Genomic DNA, 20,451 nt, shown 5'->3' with positions numbered 1-20,451 from the left:
TTAAGCTGCTTCTTCCTCAGAAATTCCTTTTCGCTGCATATTACCCCATGATCCTTTTTGACGAATGGCTGAAATAAGCCCTTCGCAGCGCCACAGGACTGTTAACGGGCGATACCAGAATGCTTCTGACAGCGACCATAAGAATAACTTCAACAGACTTTTGACATCAGGATACTTATGATACGTCCACTCCTCAAGCAGCACAGCTAAGCTTGAAATGAGTGAACCATAAAGAACGGTAGCCATAAACATTACCAGAGTAATTTCCCAGGAAATGAATGCAAACAAAAGACCTGCAACAATAATAATATAGCCAAGCAACTCGAAAATTGCACTTAGCAGCTCTACAAATAAGTAGTATGGCAGTGCAAATAAGCCGATTCCTTTGTATTTTGGATTTAACAGCATGGATTTGTGTGTCCAAAGCGTCTCCGCCAGCCCTCTCTGCCACCTTCTTCTCTGTGACCTGAGAGAAGCGACAGTTGACGGTGCTTCCGTCCAGCATACAGGGTCCTGAATATATTCAATCCGCTGATCGGACTTTTCATCCTTGATTGATTTATGCATTCTGACAATGAGCTCCATGTCTTCACCGACAGTATTGACTTTATAGCCACCCGCTTTAATGACACGGCTTTTTTCAAAAACACCAAACGCTCCGGACACAATGAGCAGCATATTCATTCTGCTGAGTCCAAGGCGCCCGATTAAAAACGCACGGAAATATTCAATGATTTGCATAAGAACAATTGGCGTTTTAGGCAAAGCAATGTTTTCCACTTCGCTTCTGACAATTCTTGAACCATTCGCAATCCTTACTGTTCCTCCGGTTGCAGTCACTTTTCCATTTGAATCAATAATCGGTTTCATTGTTTTTAACAACGCGTCCCGGTCTAATAAAGAATCTCCGTCAATTGCAGCAAAATAAGGATATTTAGAAAAGTTGATACCTGCATTCAACGCATCTGCTTTTCCCCCATTTTGCTTCTGAATGAGAAAAAGATTGGGGAACAACGTGGACTGATAGGCACGTTCAACCGGCTGTGTATCAAAATAACGGCGGACTGCCAGATCAATTTCCTTCATTCTGAATTCTGCAATGACCCGCTCACTGGTCTGATCGGAAGAGCCATCATCAACCACAATCACTTCAAACTGCGGATAATTAAGTGCAAGCATAGATCTTGCAGTGCTGACAACACCTACTTCTTCATTGTAAGCCGGAACCAGCACGGAAATCGGAAAGGTATCTTTGTTCATAGAAATCTCTTCAATATGAGCCTCCCGATTCAGCTGCCTTTCCTTTCTAATACGAGGGCCGGCAACCAGGAACATGCCAATATATAAAAGAGAGACAGAAGCCATGTAAATGATGATGATAATAGCGACCGTATTCACGATCCAGCTCAGCCATTCCACTATCTGCTCACTCCTGTCTTCAAAGTTTGAAGCTGCCTGGCCATGTCTCTAGCATAGAGATCCTCATGGCCTTCAGCAGCAAATGTCAGCAGAATTTCACCATCCGGCATCTGCTTCAGCGCTTCACACGCCGCAAAACGCACCCACCATTTCGAATCACCAGCAAGCTTCATCAAAGTCGTTGAGTAACGTGTTAACTGCAAGATACCCGACAGCCGCGCACCGTACATTCTTTCCTCCCACAGTTCAGAAGTTAGAAATGGCGCAAGTTTATCCGCTGATGAAATATATCGATACTGGCACAATGCAGCGAGTGCTTTCAATCGAACTTCTTTTTCACTATGTGTAATATGATGTTCAACATATGGAAGATGTTCATAATATCCAGTCTCACCAAAGTATGAAATCATCCCAATTTGAAAGAAAACAGGAATGTCTTTTTCTTTTTTAAGCTCTTCCAGCAAGTCAGCAGGAAGTCTTCTTAACAGCTCCTTAATAAATCCCGTTGAAAAAGTATCATCACTTTTCAACAATTGGATAAGCGCTTTTTCCCCAAAGCTTGCGAGAACCCTTAGTGATTGGCGGTACTCTTCATCTCTTTCCTTCAATGAATGAAAGTGACGCTTCACTTCAGACTGAAGAAGATCCATACGGAAATCTTCAATATAATAAAGGGCATTTACCCGCTCAGCCCAGCTCCCCTTATTCAATATGTCCCGGTAATATTCAGAGAGATGTTTTTCTGCAGTATGCTTCAAACGCTTTTCATCACCCGTACTCTTGATATTCGAAACGTAACCCGAAAGAAGTTTTTCAATTACGCTGATACGGGTTTCCTCATTGGATGGCAAATCAGGTTCTTGATCACCCTCACCTGAAAGATAAGCCAGATAAGGATTCAAAACCCGATGATAAACCTGCTCAACTTCATTGTCTTTTCGGATCACTTTTTGCTTCGAAAACGATAAATATGTTAACAGAACGACCTGCAGCAGCAAAAATACACCTGAAATCCAAAAAACAACTGTTATCATCAGCTGAACATCCTTTCCATCATCCTGTCAATTCTTGATGCAACCTCCCTGACATTAAAAGGTTTTACCATATAATCATCCGCACCGAGTCCAAGTGCTCTTTCAACTTCCTGATCCCCTTGTCTGGCAGTCAGCATCGAAACCAATATATTTTTCGTGCCGTATGCTTCTCTCAGTTTTGACAGCACTTCGATCCCATCCATTTTTGGCATCATTCCATCCAGTAGAATCATATATTTTCTTCCTGCCTCGTACCATTCACCCTGAAGGAAATCTACTCCATTCGCATAAGCCTGAACTTTCACAGAACGGCCACCAACTTTTCCACGTCTTTCAAAATGATCCTTTAACATTTCTCTTACTAATTCATCATCATCAACAATGATCAGGACCATTTGTTCTTCTGCAAGCTGCAGACGGATAACTTCTGTATAACGGACTGTACAATTCCGTCCCTTTTCTTTGGCGTAATATAAAGCCTTATCCGCAGATTCAAGTATTTCTTTGGTGTGCATAATACCATGCCATTCCAACAGCCCCGCTGAAAATCGCACGTTAAATTCCTGTTCACCTGAAGTGAATATGTGTGCGTTAAAAGCATTCCGCCATGTCTGTATTTTTACTTCTGCTTCTTCATATGTCGCATTCGGAATGACAACTGAAAACTCTTCACCACCGAAACGGATCAGCTTGTCTGACGGATCTTTCATCTCCGTAATAATTTTCGCGAAGGCTTTTAATACTTCGTCTCCTGCAGGATGTCCATAAGAGTCATTAACATTTTTAAAATGATCGAGGTCAATCATTGCAAAAACTGCAGATTCCATTTCTCCTTCAACAAGCTTTTTCGTCACATTTAAAATTTCTTTATCAAGGCAGTCTCTTTTTAGAGCACCTGTTAAAAAGTCATTTCTGATTTGTCCAAGTATCATGTTTCTCTGATAAAGTCTGTTTTTCAAAAATGGGATAATTATATTTTCGTTGATCGGTTTGCCAATAACGTCAAGCATACCTGTTTCGTATGCAGCAATCCTCTTTTCATCTGTCAGCTCACTGCTCACTAAAGTGATAGGTGTAAGGTCTTTCCTCGCCTTTTTCATCATTTCACTGATCAGTCCGTCTTCGCCTTCAGATAATAAATCTAAATCTACCATCAGTAAATCCGGAGAAAGGTCGTAGTAGTGCTCCAGACCTTTTCCTAGCGTCATCGCTGTAATCACCTGAAATTCCTGCTCCTCCAGAAAACTTTTCATCCTCTTGATAAACTCCACATCCCGTTCAATAATCAAAATAAAAGGGATTTCTGAAAAGTGCACTTCCATTTCATCCTGCAATTCTTCCAGCTGGTCAATAGCGGCAGCTTCCTGCATGAAAACATCTGCTTGCGAAGGTGTGAAAAACTGTCTCCACTCATTGGTTGTAAAGACACGCTTTCCGTCTTCTTTAAGTACTGAAAGCGCATTGTCCGCCTGTTCAGATAATGCGGTCAGGCCGATTGTTCCAGCCGTTCCTTTTAACCCGTGAAAAAAACGGTAACATTCATCTTCAGTGACAGCATCTTTTGCACTCCACTCCATTACTGTCTGTTCAATTCTCTGATTTAACATGTCCTGGTATTTCTTACTCATCCGCCCACATCCTATGTAAATGTTCGTATTTTTTTCTTCGTTCTTTTTTCCCTATTATACAACTCTTTTAGCGACAAAAAAGAACTTTCCTATATTTGTAGGAAAGTTCTTTTTTGTCGTTAAGGATGAAGTGCCTTCCAGCTTTCCGTATGATGAATGGCAAATCCTCTGAAACTGCTGTAACTTTTCACTTGCTGATAAACCTTTTCCAGTTCACTGTTCATAACAGCTTCGCCTTCCTGATGAAATGTAAGATAATCACCTTCATCTGTGTCACCGGTCTCAACACCGATTGTCACAGGCTTGGCAAGTTGATCACCCACAGCTAATTCATGCAAAGAAAAGGCAGTAATAGATGCTGCTGTGTCACGATACGCCATGATTGTGATACCATCTGTCTGTTTTTGTACCCAGTCAGACAGCAGTCCGTTCCCGTACGTATTTTTATACTTGATCTCATCGAACCAAAAAGGCAGATCTGCTTCAAGACGGATATTCAATTGCGTCGTTTTCACTGAGGCTTCAGTGATCAGTGATTGATAAGCTTTGATCACAGTTGCCCGTTTTGAATTCCATCCGCTGTAAAGATAAGGCTCAACATCAAGGTGAATACCCTTAAAAGCAGACTCCCCGGGAGAAGACGCCTGATAGTGTTCCACCCAGCCGAGTAACTGCCTGAGCTGAAGGTATCCTTTGGGTGCTGCCCAATCCGGTGCTCCATCCAGCGCGTATACTTCAATGTTGCGCTCACTCGCCCCTGTGATAAATGATCTATAGACGTCTGCGGATAGATCACGGTCAATTTGGACATATACTTTCGTCACCTGTTTATCAATTAAAAAATCCAGCGTTTCCTGGCTGCCATCAACGAGTGACCACGGATTCCACAGCCAGGTCGCCTTTTCGATTGTGTCCGCTTTTGCAGGTATTGCCATGCTGCACATCATTCCAATCACCAGTATTAGTGCAGAAAAAATGGTCTTTTTCACGTTGTCCTCCATTCCATAAGGTCTGAGCCCCATAGAATGAGAACCCGGCAGCCAGACAACCATATGATGTACACACAGGCTCACGGCTTTGCGTCCTTCCCTTTCGGAGAAGTTTGCCCTTATCAGATTCAGTTTTTAAAATTATACGACTTTATTTGAAAACAGTCTACGCAAATTTAATTTGCTGTAAAAAAGTACTTATTTCTTTTCAGGCTTAAGGAGCTGCATCCGTTCATTGAATAATGTCGGATAAGACAGAAAGCCCAGCATTGCACTTGTGACAACAGCTGTCGTCAACAGTAAGAAAATAATAAGCAGCTGGAACATAACTGCCTGCAGCGGATCCGCTCCTGCAATGATCTGCCCGCTCATCATCCCCGGCAGCTGTACAAGTCCAATTGTTTTCTGACTTTCAATTGTCGGGATCGTACTTGCCTGAATTGAAGAGATTAATGGACGGTGAATCGCCTGTTTTGGTGTACCACCGAGGGATAGAATCAATTCCGTTTCATCTTCTCTCGTCTCTATTTCAGATGTAAACCTGTTCAGAAATAAAATTGATAATACCATTGAATTACCGATGACCATCCCACTGATTGGAATAATGTACTGTGCAGTTGCCGGGGTAATATTCAGACCCAGAAGAATGCCTTGTGTCAGCACTTCTATAAAGACAAAAGTAACAACCAGCTTCCACGTAATGCCCCTGATCGATACACCTTTTTTACGTGCATTTTGAACAGCAGCTCCAATAATTAAAATGACCATTAAAAAGATATAGAAAAAGTTCTCTGCATCGAAAACGAACTGTAGAATATAACCAACAGCAAGAAGCTGAATAATTGCCCGTATTGTTGCTACAAAAGCATCCTTTTCAAGCCCAAGATTCAACGTCTTGGATAAAATGAGTGGTATCAAAACAAAAATTAGTGATAATCCAAGCAGGAGAAAACTCATTCCGATTCCCCCTTTACAAAGGTCTGTACTCTGGCATTCTGAGGTTCTTTTAACAGGCTGCTCTCGCCTGTTTCAACGAGCTCTCCATCCATCATCACCCACGTATATTCCCCAATCGACAGTGCCTGACGAAGGTTATGCGTAATCCACATGATGGTTGTGCCATACGTTTCATTGATTTTGACGATTAACTCTTCAATTTCCTGTTGTGAAACACGATCGAGTGATGAAGTAATTTCATCTAAAAGAAGGATTTCAGGCTTCATCACCAATGTGCGTGCAATTGATACTTTCTGACGCTGTCCGCCTGACAGATCCTTGGCATTGCGATCGAGAAAACTTTCATCAAGCCCGACGAGTCTGATCATTTCTTCCGCTGTATCAATGGGCATTTCTTTCCCCTGAAGCTCAAATGACAGAGCAAGATTTTTTCTGACTGTGCCTGGTACCATCTTTGCGCTTTGAAGAGCGATACCAACCTTTCTTCTAAGCTCCACGGGTTCATATGAAGAGATTTTCTTATCGTCAATATAGATCTCACCTGAGTCAGGAGAGATCAGTCCGTTGCATAGTCTGAAAAGCGTTGTTTTACCTGCACCGGAAGGGCCTACAAGTGTAGTAATCCGCTTTTTAGGGAACCAGCCGGTGATATTATGTAAAATTTCTGTACCGTCAGATTGATAATCAACATGACTGAACTGAATTGCGGCCTGAGTGTCTTTTGTCATCTTATTTACTTCCTTTTCTCGTATTTAATACTTCATTAAGATCGCTGCTCCCGGGAGAATTTCGCTTTACTGATCCATCCCTTCACGTTCTGGAACAACTGAATTTGAATAGACATTCTTTCAACAAGTACAACTTCTTATTTATAATTATTATAATGTGATAATCATAATAAAATAAAACGAAAAAAGCAAGCCTGTTAGCCTGCCTGATCAGTTTTATAGTAGTGCTGTCATTTTATCCAGCGTTTCCCTGAATTCTTCGACTCTGATAAAACGCGCATCTCTAAAAAGTTCTTTACCTTCAGAAAAAACCAGAATGACCGGAACTGTAAAAATCGTCAGCTTTCCTGCCACTTCTTCATAATCATCTGCCAGGATATGACCAAAAACAACAGCTGGATAATTCTCCATAACATGCTGGATTTTTGGAAGCAGTGCGTGGCAGACACTGCAGCCATTCCTTGAAATATACACTACACTTAACTTTTCATTCATGATGTGATCCAGCTCATCATTTGAAACAATATTAATATAATTCCTCATGAATCATTCTCCTCGCATTTTGACAAATAGAAATGGTTTATTTTGCTGATTTTTCCTGTATGATTAAATTACCCAACTGTCACAATTATACACGGATCTTTATACAGACTGTCAGTTTGAGCTTTTTCAGCATTTATAAACATGCTTTAAGAAGAATTCTGACAATTCGCAACTACGAAAGTTCAGCAAAGTGCGTCAATATTTTCAGTAAGGAGGCAAATAATGTCAGACGAATATAATTTAAATAATGCTCAATACACATCGCTTTATGAGGGATCACAAACACTTTTTCGCATCATTAGCGAAAGGTTGAACGTTAACACTGCGTATATCACACGAAGAGGCAATAATGAAATGACGGTATTAAGTTCTTTTAATGATAAAGAAGAAATTATACCTGAAGGATATTCTGTAGAGTATGGCGGCACCTATTGCAGGCTGATCATATCCAATGAAGACAATGCGATGACTACGCCTGACTTGACGAAAGAGTTGATTACAAGTCAATTGGAAGTAACAGATCAACTCGGTGTGAAAGGTTTTCTTGGTGTTACATTGAGGGATAGAGAAGGAGGCGTCTTTGGTACTTTATGCGTGATGGACAGGAATGAAAAATCCTTCTCTGGTCAGGACATCGAGTATCTGCAGTCACTTTCAGGCATTCTGTCTCATATGATTGAATTTGATCAAATGAGCTATAATATGGCTTATTTGAATGTTCCGATCATACCTATCACTACAGGGGTTTCAATTTTGTCAGTACAAGGTATAGTAGACAGCAGCCGCTCTGAAGTGATATTAAACCATGTACTTCAGTATTGCGCAGTTAATCAGGTACATACGTTTATCGTAGATTTGTCGGGGCTCATTATTTTAAATGACCACCTTCCACATGTAATTTCCGATCTGGCACAAGCACTCAGAGTAATGGGCGTAAGACCACTCATAACAGGAATTACACCTGAAATTGCAAAACAGGATCTGAGAAACGCCCAACTGACCGGCCTTAACATTGAAACGGTAAGAAGTTTGGAGCAGGCAATGGCCGTAATCGGTTTTTCCTTAACTGAAACAAATAACGTATCTCATTGAATAATATGAGTCAGCATGAATGGTGATCAACCGTGAGAAAGCACCCGATTAAATCAATTCCGGGTGCTTTCTTTATCGTTTCAGTGTTGTTTGCCGGGCTGTTGTCCAAAGTAATATTTGTATCACACCCATGATGACGATGATTGTAACCATGCCATATAAAGCGGCGGTATAACTACCCGTATAGTCGTAAACGGCACCAACCCCCATTGGCCCCATCGCTGAAATCACATACCCTCCACCCTGAGACATTGCTGCCCATGCGCTTGCCTGCTGATAAGTATTGGTTTCGATAATCGGAAGCATGAGTGCCAGCGGAAATAAACCTCCTGCCCCAAGCCCTATTAGCAGCATTGCCAACAGCGGATGACCACCTGAAATCAATAAAAGTATTCCACCAAGCTCTACAATCGTACATCCAATCAATGTTGGAAAGACATAGCCATATTTCGCTACAAGACTTGGGATGATAAAAGAAGACGGAATCTGTATTAAGACGAACGCAGTCAGCATAGATCCGGCAGCGACAGAGCCGTAGCCCATACTTTGAATAATAGGAGCTCCCCATGCAGTCACTGAGTAGAAAATGCTCGACATTAACCCGAAAAAGATCAGGATCAGCCATGCCCTGCCGCTCGTCCACGGCAAAGCCGTTTTTTCAGATAATATTTCAGCCTTCTTTTTACCCGGAAAGCGGATCCATACAAACATCGCAGCAACACCGAGTATGGCCCAGATTGCCAGTGCCGGCTTCCAGCTGCCGACTGCTTCGTAGACCGGTGCTGAAATCCCGGTCGCGCTTCCTGCCCCGATTGCCATTGATACCGTATAAACCCCCACTACTCCAGGCTTTGTCGGAAAGTACTGTTTGATAAAGCCTGACACAAGCGGTCCTGCGATCCCGATGCCTACTCCTGCTAAAAATGCTGTGACAATTAACAGAGGGACTGTGCCAAAAAAACCTCTTAATGCGGTTGCAAATGTAATCAGCATGAGTGAATAAAAGATTCCGCGCTCAAGACCGACACGCTCACTGATTTTAGTCGCAAGCGGTGCAAAAATACCCATACATAATACAGGCAGCGTCGTTAACAGACCTGCCGTTGTCCCGCTCATACCAAGATCCTGTTGAATCGTCTCCAAAAGAGGTGCCACTGAGGTAATCGCGGGTCGAAGATTAATAGATACTAGAAATAATGCAATGATTAAATACCATATTTTCATCATGTCACCTACAGGTTTTCAATAATAAGAGCTTTGCCCATGGGCAAAGCTCCGAACTTAATGTTTTCTATGTTACTCCTTTTCACAGGAGATCTCTACCGATATTGCAGTTAAAATGACCTTTTTCGACGTGATGCTACTTATTGTTCTTCTATCAAATTATAGCAGAAAGACTAAAGGACAAATGTCCTGATCTGCACACCATGAATCATCTCTCCTCTTCAGAACTGATATGATGGAGAAAATACATCTCCCCTATTGAAAGGAGAAATATATGATTATTATCGGAATAGATTTATCCGGACCTGCTAATCACAAGGATACAGTGGCCTCCGCTTTTTACATAAAAAATGACCAGCTATTTTTAAAAAGATCCGTTGAAGGGGCTTCAGATCTGGATATTCTTAATCTTGTTGAAGAATGCCTGGCTGAGGGAAAGGTTATCCTTGGTATTGACGCCCCTTTATCTTACCAGGATGGCGGCGGGGATCGCCCTCAGGATAAGGCGCTCAGAAAAGTGATGAAAGAAGGCGGGTTGAACGGAAGCTCGATTATGACTCCTACAATGACAAGAATGGTATATATCACGCTGCGGGGAATCCAATTGTCCAGGATGCTTCAAAACCTGAGCCAACATGTAAAAATAGTAGAAGTTCATCCCGGTGCGGCGATTGGCCTGAGAATGACGGACCCCTTTCCAGCGCTGCATTACAAAAAGGATGATGATATGAGAGCAGAAGTTTATGGCTGGCTTATCGGTCAGGGGTTACATGGAACTGATACCCTCGCTGACACGACTCACGCAATTGATTCCTGCGGTGCTGCTCTTGCGGTATGGCATTATATTGCGAGTGATAAACAGCCGGTCTGGGTACATGAAAACACGTCAGCAGCACACCCATTTGTGATGTGCTGCTGATCAGGATATCGTATCTGTTTTATCGTCATTCATTTTCCCAATTACTTTATATACGAGAAGCAGCAAAATAAACAATACTGCTGTTCCATACCATGGCAGTTCATGTATGGCACCGCCAAAAGCAGTGTAAATCACTGCCGGCGCAATGACACCGATCGTGGAATACATCATATATTCTTTTCTGGTCTCCGTCATTTCCATTAAATAAAATGACAGCAGGTGAAAATGCACAAACGGCATAATGCGAAGCACCATAATTTGTGCCACTGATAACTGACGATCAGGCAGCATTTTGCCTTTTAACCTGGAAAGCTTTTGTTTAAACGAAGGAAAACGATAGATTAACACATAAGATACAAAGCTCATTAAAGTAAGGCCAATAAACGATAAAATTGCTCCTTCAACAAAACCGAACAACAGCCCGCCTGCCACACACACTAAAATGACCGGTAAAAACAGCAGTGGTCTGATTAAGTGAAGCAACACAAATAATGCAGGTCCAAGCCATCCTGACTCCTCTATTAAATACTGGACTTCCGCCAGTTCTTCCACTTGGATCCCTCCCAGTTGTTGTTGCGTCATGTTAATATATATGGTTAAAAACATCATATAGTCTTTCTGACTGATTTGCACCATGAAAAAACCAGATCTGTTAATAGATCCGGTTCAATCTCTATTATGATGTTTCCACCTTAGACTTTTCAAGTGACACTCCCTGAAGGCTTGTTAAAAGATTAAATTCAATTCGTGCCTTAGGTTTTAAAAAAGACGGGTTGTAATTAAACCTTCTCTACAATAAAGGTGCGCTTCGACTGATAGGATGATCCCTTACTATGAAAACCTTCATACCAGGAAACGACTCTGTATTCCCGTGCCGGCTCAGTAAAAAGTTGGTCTTCATTGGATATAAAAGCAGGATATCTTCATTAACAATAATCTCTTGCAGTTCTTCGCCAGTATAATTTCTGCCGGGCTCAAGTGATTGGGTCATCGTACCACTCATTTTTTCAAATTTGTTCGTCTTTTCCCAGTTCACTGACACTTAAACCAACTACAGGCTGCGTTCAGTTTGCAACTTGCGGATATAGCTTTGAGCTTCTACCTGATTCAGTCCTGTTTCATCCCTGACAAACCGTACAATGATTTCCTGGTCCTGGCCGCTGCGAATCAGGTTAACCACCTGTTGTTCAAGCTTTTTATCGTTGCTCAGTCTGCCCGCTACATCCTGATGTATCTTTTTATTGTTATTCATGACGACTACAATAATTAACGCAAGCATCATCAGCGTCATGATCAACGCTACATATACCATAACTAACGCCCTCCCTGAGTGTTATTTTACATCAGGAAGGGCGTTGCAGGAAAGATCGTTATTCTATTTCAACCGTCCAATTGAAATCATCGGGACGTCTTCCTGTCTGTACACCGGTGATTGTGTCATACAGCTTTTGTGACAGCTCTCCGATGTCGTGGTGATTAAACACCATTTTTTTATCTCCCCAGTTCAACTCGCCGACTGGTGAAATAACCGCTGCAGTTCCTGTTCCAAACGCTTCTTCGACAAGTCCCTGTTCATAAAGCTCATATAACTCATCAATCGCAATGCGCCTTTCCGTCACTGGTACATCCCAGCTTTTCAGCACTTCCAGGATTGACATACGCGTTACACCTTTTAAAATACTGCCACTCAGCGCAGGGGTGACAACTTCACCATTGATCTTAAAAAAGATGTTCATACTCCCTACTTCTTCAATGTAGCGCTTTTCAATGCCATCAAGCCAAAGCACATCAGCATTTCCAGTCTTTTTTGCGCCTGCCTGCGCCTGATAGCCCGAAGAGTAATTCCCTGCCGTTTTCGCCATTCCAGTCCCGCCTTTTACTGCACGTGTAAACTCTTGTTCAACGTGAATCGTCACAGGCTTCAGCCCACCCGGAAAGTACGGTCCAACAGGAGATAGCAGAATCATCATGCGATAGGTCTTCGATGGACTTACCGCAAGATTTGGCTCAGTGGCGATGATAAAAGGTCGAATGTAGAGTGATGTCCCTGGCGCTTCCGGAACCCAGTCTTTTTCAAATTCAATGAGCCTTTTCAAGTATTCCAGCACCTGCTTTTCATCGACAGGCGGAATACTTAAACGTTCCCCTGAAAGGTTCAGGCGCTCGAAATTCTTTTCCGGTCGGAATAAAAGAATACGATTGTCCTTTGTACGATAAGCTTTCAACCCTTCAAAAATCGTCTGTCCATAATGAAAAATCATTGCTGCGGGATCAAGTGTAATCGGTGAATAGGGAGTAATCCTTGCATCGTGCCATCCTTTGCCTTCTTCATACTCCATTAAAAACATATGATCTGTGAACGTTGTGCCAAAAGGAACCGCTGCAGATGGCTTCTCTTTCAGCTGCTGGCTTTTAACAATTTCTAAAGTTTGTGTCTTCATCTCGCAAAACTCCTTTTCAGTCTCTTTATTTGAACCATTTTACACAGAAGTTTTACCGATTGAAAGTGCTAAAGTGAAAAAATTCAGAAAAAAGTGTTTTTTTGATGCCTTCACCGCCGCTCAGGTTATAATCCGGCAATGTTCGTTGAATATCGTCGATAGTTCGCGCAAAAATAAGTACACTTCAAGCTAAAAACCTTAATGTCCCACGCATATCTTCACATCTCCGACACTTCAGGACGAATCACCCACAAAAAAGCTCTGCCCGACAGCTTAAAAACTGCCTGACAGAACCTCTTAGTCATCTTTTAAAACCTTATCCACAAACTCTTTCAGCACTCTTGCTGTCAGCCCCCAGATCACCCGACCCTCATAGTGATAAAAGTATTCTGTGTACTGTCTGGACTGCCACTGATATTCACGTCCATTCGCAATCAGTTCATATGGAAAACCGTCTTCGGGCTTTACTTCAACGCGAATAATATGTTCATCAGGGGTTTCATTCAGGAAAAAGGACAGCGGCACAGTAAATACTTCCTCTACCTCTGCCGGATTCGGTTCAATTTCAGATTCCTGATCCAGAAATCCGGCGTACGTGCTGATCGTCATACCAAAAGGTGATAGAAGCTTTCCAAAGGAATAGACACGGTTAATAGACGCGTCACATAACCCCAGTTCTTCCCGGGCTTCACGTACCGCCGCACCTTTTGCACTATCGTCTTCCCGGTCTACTCTGCCACCCGGAAAACATATCTCTCCAGGCTGTCTCCGCATTGTCAGTGAACGCACTTCAAATAACAGATGCAACCCGTCTTCCTTTTTAATAAAAGGAATCAAAATGGAGTAATGGCGCACTGCCTCTTCACCAAGAATAATGGGTTCATGTGCCTGAAGGCGTTCTATGATTATGTGTTCTTCCATGTCATCAGCCCCGCAACTCTTTTTCTTAACTATATCAGAATTCCTGAAATATCAGACACCAAACCACTTTTAAATATGCTGATTAAAACTGCCGGTTTGAAGAAAACGGTGTATCAGCCTGGCAGTCTCCGGTTGATGATGGATCCGTTTATGATGGTAGGGAAGAATAATAAAGTCTTTCAGACCGGGCATCCAGGCTGAAGACGTTTCAACTCTTCCGTCATTTCTCTGTCTAAGCATTTTCCCAAGCAAAAGACCGGCGTGATCTCCGGCAATCGCCCCAATTTCTACATTGGATGTTACAAATGAATATTGTTTAATAAACGTTGGGGTAATGGAAAGCAGGGTTTTGTATATAGAGGTGAATGGGCGAATGATGTGTGCAGTACCTGCTAAGCCGCTTCCCTGATTTGGCGTTGCAATCAGTACAGCCCGCGCTACTTTCTCAGCACATTGCAGATCTGAAAGCACTTTCCGAATCACGATCCCGCCGGTGCTATGTCCGATTAAATACACTTTTTCGCCGCTCATTACTTTATCTTTTAACAGTTTTGAAAGCACTTCTGCAGCTCCATCGAACGGATGATACCGCAGTTGAAATGAAAGGGTAATACAGTCATACCCCATTTGACTGAGGCAGCGCTCGAGCGGATACATATCTGAAGCTTCCTTGTTGAATCCATGAATGAGAAATATCTTATCGCCCATTTGCTCTCCATCCCTCCAGTCCAATGACAGCTTCGTATTTGTTTTTCACTCATTATATTTACATAACTCGATTAGTGGCGCAAGATTGCTGCGTTACCGGACATAAATAAAACTGCCAGCATATGTGCAGCTGGCAGTTTTTTATGTCTGGCTTCGAAGCGCAGCACCTGACGAATGTCTGATAATCAGTTCAGGTTCAACAGCTACAGTGCTTGACTCAATATGATTCTTAATCAGATCAAGTAAAATGTGCGCTGCCATTTTACCCATCTTTACTTTATCCTGTCTGACAGTAGTCAACGGTGGTTCAACATATCTGGCTGGAAGAATATCGTCACAGCCGATAATCGATACATCATCAGGTATATGAAGACCACGTTCCTTTGCAGCTTTCATTGCGCCAATGGCCATTAGATCAGCACTCGCAAATACTGCCGTCGGCGCATCTTCCTGATCAAGCAGATGATTCATTCCCTGATAGCCGCTATTTTCAAAGAAGTCCCCTTGATAAAAACAGTTTTCCTTTATAGGAAGGCCGTAATACTGCAGGGTCTTTTTAAATGCTTTTAATCTGGAATCTGCAACAAGGGATCCATTCGTTCCGCCAATATAACCAATTTTCCGGTGACCGTTCAGATAGAAATGTTCGACTACCTTCGCGGCGATACTGTTACTGTCACTCATGACATAACTTGAGAAAGGGCCTGTCAGCTCGATATCAATGCCAACACAAGGGATCGGGCTCTGATCCAGTTCATAGACGGAAGATTCCACTTGATCTCCCGCAATAATGAGACACCCGTCCACTTCAAAGTGCTGACAGCGGGCGAGATAGTTTTCCCGCACTTCAAAGAACTGTTCATTAGAAAACAGGATAAGGTCATAACCTAACAGACCAATTGTTTTCTTAAATTCGTTCAGTACTTCAACGAACACCGGGTGAGTCAAATCAGCATTTACCCGGCCGGCGAATACAACGCCGACCACATTGGTTTTCTTATCATTGATCATTCTCGACTGGGATGGACGATACCCTTCACGCTCCATAATTTCAATGACGCGTTTTCTCGTCTCCTGCCCGACATCGTCGTAGTTATTGATTATCTTTGAAACCGTCGCCTGAGAGACGCCGGCTAATTTGGCGATATCTTTTATGGTGACCTTCATTTTTCTAGACTCCCCTGTCCTCAGCCCATTCAACTCTTCACCGCTCCTTGTGTAAGGCTGCTGATAAAGGCTTTATTGAATAGCAGGAAGACAATGATTAATGGTACTGTTGCCCAGAATGTACCTGACAATATCATACCATAATCACGACTGTAGGAATCATTTAGCGCACGAAGCGCTACCTGTAAAGTATGGCTCGACTGATCCTGAAGAACGACTAACGGCCATAGGAAATCATTCCACACGTTCATGAACACAATGATGCCAAGTGTTGCAAATGCAGGCAGGATTGCTGGTGTCACAATGTTCCAGTAAATTCTGAAAATCGAGCATCCATCAATACGTGCCGCTTCAATCAGCTCATCAGGTACAGCTTCTTTAATATACTGACGCATCCAGAAGATCCCGAACGCATTGATCAGACCCGGCACGATGATCGCCTTCAAGTCACTCAACCAGCCAAGCTGACTGATAATATAGTAGGTTGGAATTAATCCAAGCTGAGGCGGAATCATCATTGTAATCAGAATCAGCACAAACAGTACGTCGCGTCCTTTGAACTTCAGCTTCGCAAATGCAAAGCCCGCTAACGAACATAAGAAAAGACTGCCTGCAGTAACGGCCACTGATACAATCAGTGAATTCAACATAGCGCCAAAGAAATCAATCTGTCCGAGTACATTTGTGAAGTTTGTTACAAGCTCAGGACCTGGCAGAAGTGCCGGTGGCGTCTGATTGATCACGTGGTTTGGCTGAGTCGCCATCACGAACATCCAGTAGAACGGGAATAGTGATACGAGACCGGCAAAAATCAGTAAGCCGTAAAGGATAAATCTTTTTGAATCCTTTTTAGGTTGGTTAACTGTTGTGTCTTTCATTTATGCCTTCCTCGCTTTCCCGCGGCCAAGCCGGTTAGTAATTAAAAGATTTAGTACTGAGAACACCATAATGATGGCAAACAGTACGATTGCTGTCGCAGAAGCTGTTCCAAAGAAATTGCTTTCAAAAGCATCACGATACAGGTATGCAACGACAGTGATACCTTCCACTCGAAGGTTTCCATTGAAGAAGATCAATGGTTCAGTGAAGATTTGCAGTGAACCGATCGTTCCCATAAATACTGTGAATAATACAAATGGCTTCAACATCGGCAGTGTGATATAACGCAACTGCTGCGAAAGTGTCGCACCATCAATTTTTGCAGCTTCATATAAATCATTTGAAATACTCTGCATCCCTGCAAGGAAAATGATCGTGTTATAGCCGACCCAGCGCCAGAAAATCATGGCTGCAATCGCAATTTTTGCGCCCCATTCGGACTGTGTGAAGACAATCGGGTCTACACCGAACAGACCAAGGAAGCTGTTTACTAATCCGAAAGATTGATTGTTAAAGATAATACTGAACAGAATTGCCACGGCAACAATTGATGTTACATACGGCATGAAAATCGCTACACGGAATGTATTACGGAAGCGAAGCACTTGAGAGTTCAGTGCATAAGCCAACAGGAACGCTACAATCAGCTGTGGGACAGTACCCATCAGACCAATTACAACAGTGTTATAAATTGATTTCCAGAAAACAGGATCATTAAAAATGATTGTAAAGTTATTGAACCCGTTATACGTCATTTCTCCAAGTCCGTTCCATTTAAAGAAAGCTAGATAAAAACTGAACAGCATCGGGAACAGGCCAAAGATCGCAAAAAGAATAAAGAATGGTGATATAAATAAATAGCCTGCAATACTGTTTCGTTTATCCTGACTCAAAGATCGCCTTGATTTTCGTCCATTATGTTTCTCGGTATTTGATACCATTTACAAGGTCATCTCCTTTTATTAAAAAGGGCAAGGAACCGGCTAAAGCGGACCTCACCCTTGATGAATCTTATTTACTCACGCTCAAGACGCTGTTCAATTCTTTCCATTGCATCTTCCCACTCCTGGTCAGGATCTCCACCGCTGCTTAATACGTTATCAAGCGCTGTCATGATTTCACCCTGGACAAGCAGGTAGTTACGTCCTTTATAAACGTCATTAACTTGTTCAGCAGCTTCAGCAAATACTGCCGCTGTATTAATACCGCCGAAGTACTCATCAGTGTAGTTTACAAACTCTTCTTCTTCATATACTGACGGTGTTGAAGGGAATAGTCCCATGTCTTTAAATGATTCAAGCTGGTTTTCAGGAGAAACCAACCACTCGATGAATGCATACGCCTCTTCCTGCATTTCTGATTCTTCAGAGATTGTCAGGTAAGATCCGCCCCAGTTTCCAGCACCTTCAGGCATTGTTGTGATCATCCAGTCTTCAGAATCCGGCGCGTTACCTTTTACTACACCTTGCATCCAAGCTGGTCCTAGAAGTGTTGCGTAAGATCCTTCAGCCATACCCTGGCCCCATTCCGGTGTCCAAAGCGGCATGTTCCCAACTGCATCTGCCTGAATCAGGTCTACAGTGTAGTCGTAAGCTTCACGAATTTCAGCATTTTCTTCAACGATTAACTCATTTTCACGGTTAAAATAGTGCTCAGTTGCCTGGTCACGCTTTGCATTAAAGATAAGCTCTGCGTTATCTACAACCGGTTTGCCTGTTGCATCAACAATCTCTTTTGCAAATGTTGCGTATTTATCCCAAGTGTCCACTTCAGCAGCAAGTTCTGCCGGATCAGTTGGGTAACCTGCTTCTTCTACTACATCTTTACGATAGTACATTGCAGTTGGTCCGATATCTGTCGGAAGTCCGAATTGGAATTCACCGTCAGCACTTCCACCAACGTTCCATACCCAGTCAAGATAATTGCCCTGAGCATCTTCAGCACCAAGGTCATATAAGTTAACAAAACGGTCCTGCGCTTCACGGTAACGCTCGATCTCCCCAACCTCGATCATCGCAATATCCGGTGCACCCTGTCCTGCAGAAAGAGCAGTAAATAAGTTGTTGTGGTGATCGCCCATCTCAGTTGTCTGGATATTGATTTCTACATCAGGATTTTCTTCCATGTATGCATCTGCCAGTTTTTCATAGCCAGTTGTACCAAATACCCACATATCGATTGTGCCGTTACCGCCACCGCTGCCACCGTCGCCTGAATTTCCATTTTCCCCTTCATCACCTGAACATCCAGCCAATAACGCTAAAACTCCCCCAGCTACAAGTCCTGCTTTTAGTACCTTTTTCATTCCTTCATCCCCTTAATTATATTGTTGTTGAATCTTTAACCCATTGTTCAAAATAACCTGTTGGAACCATTTAGCGCTTTCTTTTGGAATTCTTTGCTGTGTTTCAAAATCCACATATACAAGACCAAAGCGCTTGCTGTAGCCGAATGCCCATTCAAAGTTATCCAGGAAGCTCCATGCGAAGTATCCCTTCAAATCCACTCCTGCGTCAATCGCATCAAGACATGCATCAAGGTGCTCCTCTAAATATTGAACGCGCTCCGGATCCTGAACTTCTCCATTTGTTACTTCATCATCATAAGCGGCTCCGTTTTCAGTGACATAAATAACCGGATTCTCATAATCTTCTTTTAATCTGATAAGCAGATCGGATAATCCTTTTGCGTGAACTTCCCAGCCCATTGCAGTACGCCTGTGACCGCCGCTCTCATGTCCGGCATCAAGCCAGTCACCAGATTTGTGAGTTAAATAAGAAATCGAATAATAATTAATACCCAGGAAGTCAACCGCTGCTGAAATGGTTTCCAAATCACCATTTTTCACAAAAGAAAAATCGGTATAGACACCATAGTGCTGAACCATGTCAGCCGGATACTGGCCTTTAAAGACAGGATCAAGGAACCAGCGATTCAGGAAACCGTCCCATCTGACAGCTGCTTCTTTAGATGAAGCGCTTTCTTCAAATGCGTAAGAAGAATTCAGGTTCAATGTAATACCAATTTCCCCCTGAAGCTTTCTTTCTCTAAAACGGTTAACAACCATTCCATGTGACAACAGCACGTGGTGCGCAGCTTTCAAAAATGCCGGTATATCACGGTATCCTGGTGCATGTTCACCCGAACCGTAACCAAGCCAGCTCACAACCCATGGCTCATTGTGTGTAATCCAGTTCGATACTCTGTCACCAAAGCGGTCAAAAATTACATCGCAATAATGTACAAATTCATCGACGATGTCACGGTTCATCCATCCGCCTTTATCCTGAAGCGCCTGCGGAAGATCCCAGTGATAAAGTGTGACAGCCGGTTTAATATTACGATTTTCAAGTTCCGTCAAGAGATCTTCGTAGAATTTAAGTCCTTCTTCATTTACAACACGGTCGCCATTCGGAAAAATTCTTGACCATGAGATTGAAAAGCGGTACCACGGAACATTCAGGTCTTTCATTAGCTGAACGTCATCTTTATAGCGGTTAACATGATCACATGCAACCTCTCCGTGATCCCCATTCATTACCTTACCGGGATTTTTACAAAATTGATCCCAGATTGATTCTCCTCTTGTTTCTCTTCCACCTTCTATTTGAAATGAGGAAGTAGCAGTACCCCATACAAAATGCTCCGGAAATTTTCTCATATCCACCATCCTTAAACTTACGAATATATTTCGTTATTAATTTAGATTAAAGTAAAATGTTTCGTTAATTTGGATTCTATACTCAAAATAAAGCGCTGTCAATAGTTAATAATCAGTTTTTTATTGTTTTACTTAAATATT

General features: G+C 42.6%; 21 protein-coding genes and 1 riboswitch. Of the genes, 2 read left to right on the top strand and 19 right to left on the bottom strand.

The genetic code is table 11. The features are described 5' to 3' along the window. The 7 genes from E2626_RS08770 to E2626_RS08740 all read right to left on the bottom strand — a co-directional run bounded on the left by E2626_RS08770 (position 1) and on the right by E2626_RS08740 (position 7,298). A complete protein-coding gene (locus E2626_RS08770) occupies positions 1-1,365 on the bottom strand; it encodes a glycosyltransferase family 2 protein (protein ID WP_134381504.1) in 1,365 nt (454 codons plus the stop codon). Positions 1,366-1,418: 53 nt separating this feature from the next. After that, a complete protein-coding gene (locus E2626_RS08765) occupies positions 1,419-2,453 on the bottom strand; it encodes a HEAT repeat domain-containing protein (RefSeq protein ID WP_134381368.1) in 1,035 nt (344 codons plus the stop codon). After that, positions 2,453-4,081: a GGDEF domain-containing response regulator gene (locus E2626_RS08760; RefSeq protein WP_134381367.1), complete on the bottom strand. Its 1,629-nt coding sequence runs from the start codon at positions 4,079-4,081 to the stop codon at positions 2,453-2,455. Before E2626_RS08760 ends, E2626_RS08765 begins: the two co-directional genes overlap by 1 nt. Before the next feature lie 119 nt (positions 4,082-4,200). Beyond that, complete coding sequence (locus E2626_RS08755; RefSeq protein WP_134381366.1) at positions 4,201-5,070, bottom strand: amidase; 870 nt, start codon at positions 5,068-5,070, stop codon at positions 4,201-4,203. A 43-nt stretch (positions 5,071-5,113) separates the two neighbouring features. Beyond that, positions 5,114-5,198, bottom strand: a riboswitch (cyclic di-GMP riboswitch). Positions 5,199-5,268: 70 nt separating this feature from the next. Continuing rightward, positions 5,269-6,027, bottom strand: a complete 759-nt coding sequence (locus E2626_RS08750) for an ABC transporter permease (RefSeq protein WP_134381365.1) — start codon at positions 6,025-6,027, stop codon at positions 5,269-5,271. Continuing rightward, positions 6,024-6,755, bottom strand: a complete 732-nt coding sequence (locus E2626_RS08745; protein ID WP_134381364.1) for an ABC transporter ATP-binding protein — start codon at positions 6,753-6,755, stop codon at positions 6,024-6,026. Before E2626_RS08745 ends, E2626_RS08750 begins: the two co-directional genes overlap by 4 nt. Positions 6,756-6,971: 216 nt before the next feature. Next, positions 6,972-7,298 carry a thioredoxin family protein gene (locus E2626_RS08740; RefSeq protein WP_244094283.1) on the bottom strand — a complete coding sequence of 109 codons (327 nt, stop codon included), beginning with the start codon at positions 7,296-7,298 and terminating at the stop codon, positions 6,972-6,974. 222 nt (positions 7,299-7,520) lie between these two features. Between E2626_RS08740 and E2626_RS08735 the strand changes: the two genes are divergently transcribed. Continuing rightward, positions 7,521-8,390, top strand: coding sequence for a GAF domain-containing protein (locus E2626_RS08735; protein ID WP_134381363.1), 870 nt, complete (start codon positions 7,521-7,523; stop codon positions 8,388-8,390). A gap of 72 nt (positions 8,391-8,462) precedes the next feature. Here the strand turns inward: E2626_RS08735 and E2626_RS08730 are convergent, their stop codons facing one another. Continuing rightward, on the bottom strand, positions 8,463-9,614 hold the full coding sequence (locus E2626_RS08730) for an MFS transporter (protein WP_134381362.1): 1,152 nt from the start codon (positions 9,612-9,614) through the stop codon (positions 8,463-8,465). 274 nt (positions 9,615-9,888) lie between these two features. On the opposite strand from E2626_RS08730, the gene E2626_RS08725 reads away from it, so the two are divergent. Continuing rightward, on the top strand, positions 9,889-10,533 hold the full coding sequence (locus E2626_RS08725) for a DUF429 domain-containing protein (RefSeq protein WP_134381361.1): 645 nt from the start codon (positions 9,889-9,891) through the stop codon (positions 10,531-10,533). Here the strand turns inward: E2626_RS08725 and E2626_RS08720 are convergent, their stop codons facing one another. From E2626_RS08720 to E2626_RS08670, 11 genes are all read right to left on the bottom strand, one after another. Then, positions 10,534-11,085: a TVP38/TMEM64 family protein gene (locus E2626_RS08720; protein WP_244094282.1), complete on the bottom strand. Its 552-nt coding sequence runs from the start codon at positions 11,083-11,085 to the stop codon at positions 10,534-10,536. Positions 11,086-11,323: 238 nt separating this feature from the next. Beyond that, positions 11,324-11,569, bottom strand: coding sequence for a hypothetical protein (locus tag E2626_RS08715; RefSeq protein ID WP_134381359.1), 246 nt, complete (start codon positions 11,567-11,569; stop codon positions 11,324-11,326). Between the two features lie 15 nt (positions 11,570-11,584). After that, on the bottom strand, positions 11,585-11,845 hold the full coding sequence (locus E2626_RS08710) for a hypothetical protein (RefSeq protein ID WP_134381358.1): 261 nt from the start codon (positions 11,843-11,845) through the stop codon (positions 11,585-11,587). A gap of 58 nt (positions 11,846-11,903) precedes the next feature. Then, positions 11,904-12,974 (bottom strand): branched-chain amino acid aminotransferase, encoded by a 1,071-nt coding sequence (locus tag E2626_RS08705; RefSeq protein WP_134381357.1) that lies wholly within the window; start codon positions 12,972-12,974, stop codon positions 11,904-11,906. Between the two features lie 297 nt (positions 12,975-13,271). Next, positions 13,272-13,895 carry an NUDIX hydrolase gene (locus E2626_RS08700; protein WP_134381356.1) on the bottom strand — a complete coding sequence of 208 codons (624 nt, stop codon included), beginning with the start codon at positions 13,893-13,895 and terminating at the stop codon, positions 13,272-13,274. Between the two features lie 69 nt (positions 13,896-13,964). Continuing rightward, a complete protein-coding gene (locus E2626_RS08695; RefSeq protein WP_134381355.1) occupies positions 13,965-14,603 on the bottom strand; it encodes an esterase/lipase family protein in 639 nt (212 codons plus the stop codon). A 141-nt stretch (positions 14,604-14,744) separates the two neighbouring features. Further along, complete coding sequence (locus E2626_RS08690; RefSeq protein WP_134381354.1) at positions 14,745-15,770, bottom strand: LacI family DNA-binding transcriptional regulator; 1,026 nt, start codon at positions 15,768-15,770, stop codon at positions 14,745-14,747. Between the two features lie 29 nt (positions 15,771-15,799). Continuing rightward, the gene (locus tag E2626_RS08685; RefSeq protein WP_134381353.1) at positions 15,800-16,648 is read right to left on the bottom strand and encodes a carbohydrate ABC transporter permease; all 849 of its coding nucleotides are present in this window, start codon (positions 16,646-16,648) and stop codon (positions 15,800-15,802) included. Next, on the bottom strand, positions 16,649-17,590 hold the full coding sequence (locus E2626_RS08680) for a carbohydrate ABC transporter permease (RefSeq protein ID WP_134381352.1): 942 nt from the start codon (positions 17,588-17,590) through the stop codon (positions 16,649-16,651). It lies immediately after the preceding gene. Positions 17,591-17,664: 74 nt separating this feature from the next. Then, the gene (locus E2626_RS08675; RefSeq protein ID WP_134381351.1) at positions 17,665-18,954 is read right to left on the bottom strand and encodes an ABC transporter substrate-binding protein; all 1,290 of its coding nucleotides are present in this window, start codon (positions 18,952-18,954) and stop codon (positions 17,665-17,667) included. A gap of 12 nt (positions 18,955-18,966) precedes the next feature. Then, positions 18,967-20,310, bottom strand: coding sequence for a GH1 family beta-glucosidase (locus E2626_RS08670; RefSeq protein ID WP_134381350.1), 1,344 nt, complete (start codon positions 20,308-20,310; stop codon positions 18,967-18,969). Positions 20,311-20,451 lie beyond the last annotated feature (141 nt).

The organism is Jeotgalibacillus salarius (assembly GCF_004405125.1).
Taxonomy (GTDB): Bacteria; Bacillota; Bacilli; order Bacillales; family Jeotgalibacillaceae; genus Jeotgalibacillus; species Jeotgalibacillus salarius.
Note: the sequence above shows the minus strand (reverse complement) of the source record. Positions and strands in the feature narration are given on the sequence as shown.

Excerpts from the sequence above, each read along its gene's own strand:
- E2626_RS08730 (WP_134381362.1), bottom strand. The coding sequence starts at position 9,614 with ATGAAAATATGGTATTTAATCATTGCATTATTTCTAGTATCTATTAAT.
- E2626_RS08695 (WP_134381355.1), bottom strand. The coding sequence starts at position 14,603 with ATGGGCGATAAGATATTTCTCATTCATGGATTCAACAAGGAAGCTTCA.
- E2626_RS08770 (WP_134381504.1), bottom strand. The coding sequence starts at position 1,365 with ATGGCTTCTGTCTCTCTTTTATATATTGGCATGTTCCTGGTTGCCGGC.
- E2626_RS08745 (WP_134381364.1), bottom strand. The coding sequence starts at position 6,755 with ATGACAAAAGACACTCAGGCCGCAATTCAGTTCAGTCATGTTGATTAT.
- E2626_RS08740 (WP_244094283.1), bottom strand. The coding sequence starts at position 7,298 with ATGAGGAATTATATTAATATTGTTTCAAATGATGAGCTGGATCACATC.
- E2626_RS08760 (WP_134381367.1), bottom strand. The coding sequence starts at position 4,081 with ATGAGTAAGAAATACCAGGACATGTTAAATCAGAGAATTGAACAGACA.
- E2626_RS08765 (WP_134381368.1), bottom strand. The coding sequence starts at position 2,453 with ATGATAACAGTTGTTTTTTGGATTTCAGGTGTATTTTTGCTGCTGCAG.
- E2626_RS08670 (WP_134381350.1), bottom strand. The coding sequence starts at position 20,310 with ATGAGAAAATTTCCGGAGCATTTTGTATGGGGTACTGCTACTTCCTCA.
- E2626_RS08705 (WP_134381357.1), bottom strand. The coding sequence starts at position 12,974 with ATGAAGACACAAACTTTAGAAATTGTTAAAAGCCAGCAGCTGAAAGAG.
- E2626_RS08685 (WP_134381353.1), bottom strand. The coding sequence starts at position 16,648 with ATGAAAGACACAACAGTTAACCAACCTAAAAAGGATTCAAAAAGATTT.
- E2626_RS08680 (WP_134381352.1), bottom strand. The coding sequence starts at position 17,590 with ATGGTATCAAATACCGAGAAACATAATGGACGAAAATCAAGGCGATCT.
- E2626_RS08725 (WP_134381361.1), top strand. The coding sequence starts at position 9,889 with ATGATTATTATCGGAATAGATTTATCCGGACCTGCTAATCACAAGGAT.
- E2626_RS08700 (WP_134381356.1), bottom strand. The coding sequence starts at position 13,895 with ATGGAAGAACACATAATCATAGAACGCCTTCAGGCACATGAACCCATT.
- E2626_RS08710 (WP_134381358.1), bottom strand. The coding sequence starts at position 11,845 with ATGGTATATGTAGCGTTGATCATGACGCTGATGATGCTTGCGTTAATT.
- E2626_RS08675 (WP_134381351.1), bottom strand. The coding sequence starts at position 18,954 with ATGAAAAAGGTACTAAAAGCAGGACTTGTAGCTGGGGGAGTTTTAGCG.
- E2626_RS08735 (WP_134381363.1), top strand. The coding sequence starts at position 7,521 with ATGTCAGACGAATATAATTTAAATAATGCTCAATACACATCGCTTTAT.
- E2626_RS08750 (WP_134381365.1), bottom strand. The coding sequence starts at position 6,027 with ATGAGTTTTCTCCTGCTTGGATTATCACTAATTTTTGTTTTGATACCA.
- E2626_RS08690 (WP_134381354.1), bottom strand. The coding sequence starts at position 15,770 with ATGAAGGTCACCATAAAAGATATCGCCAAATTAGCCGGCGTCTCTCAG.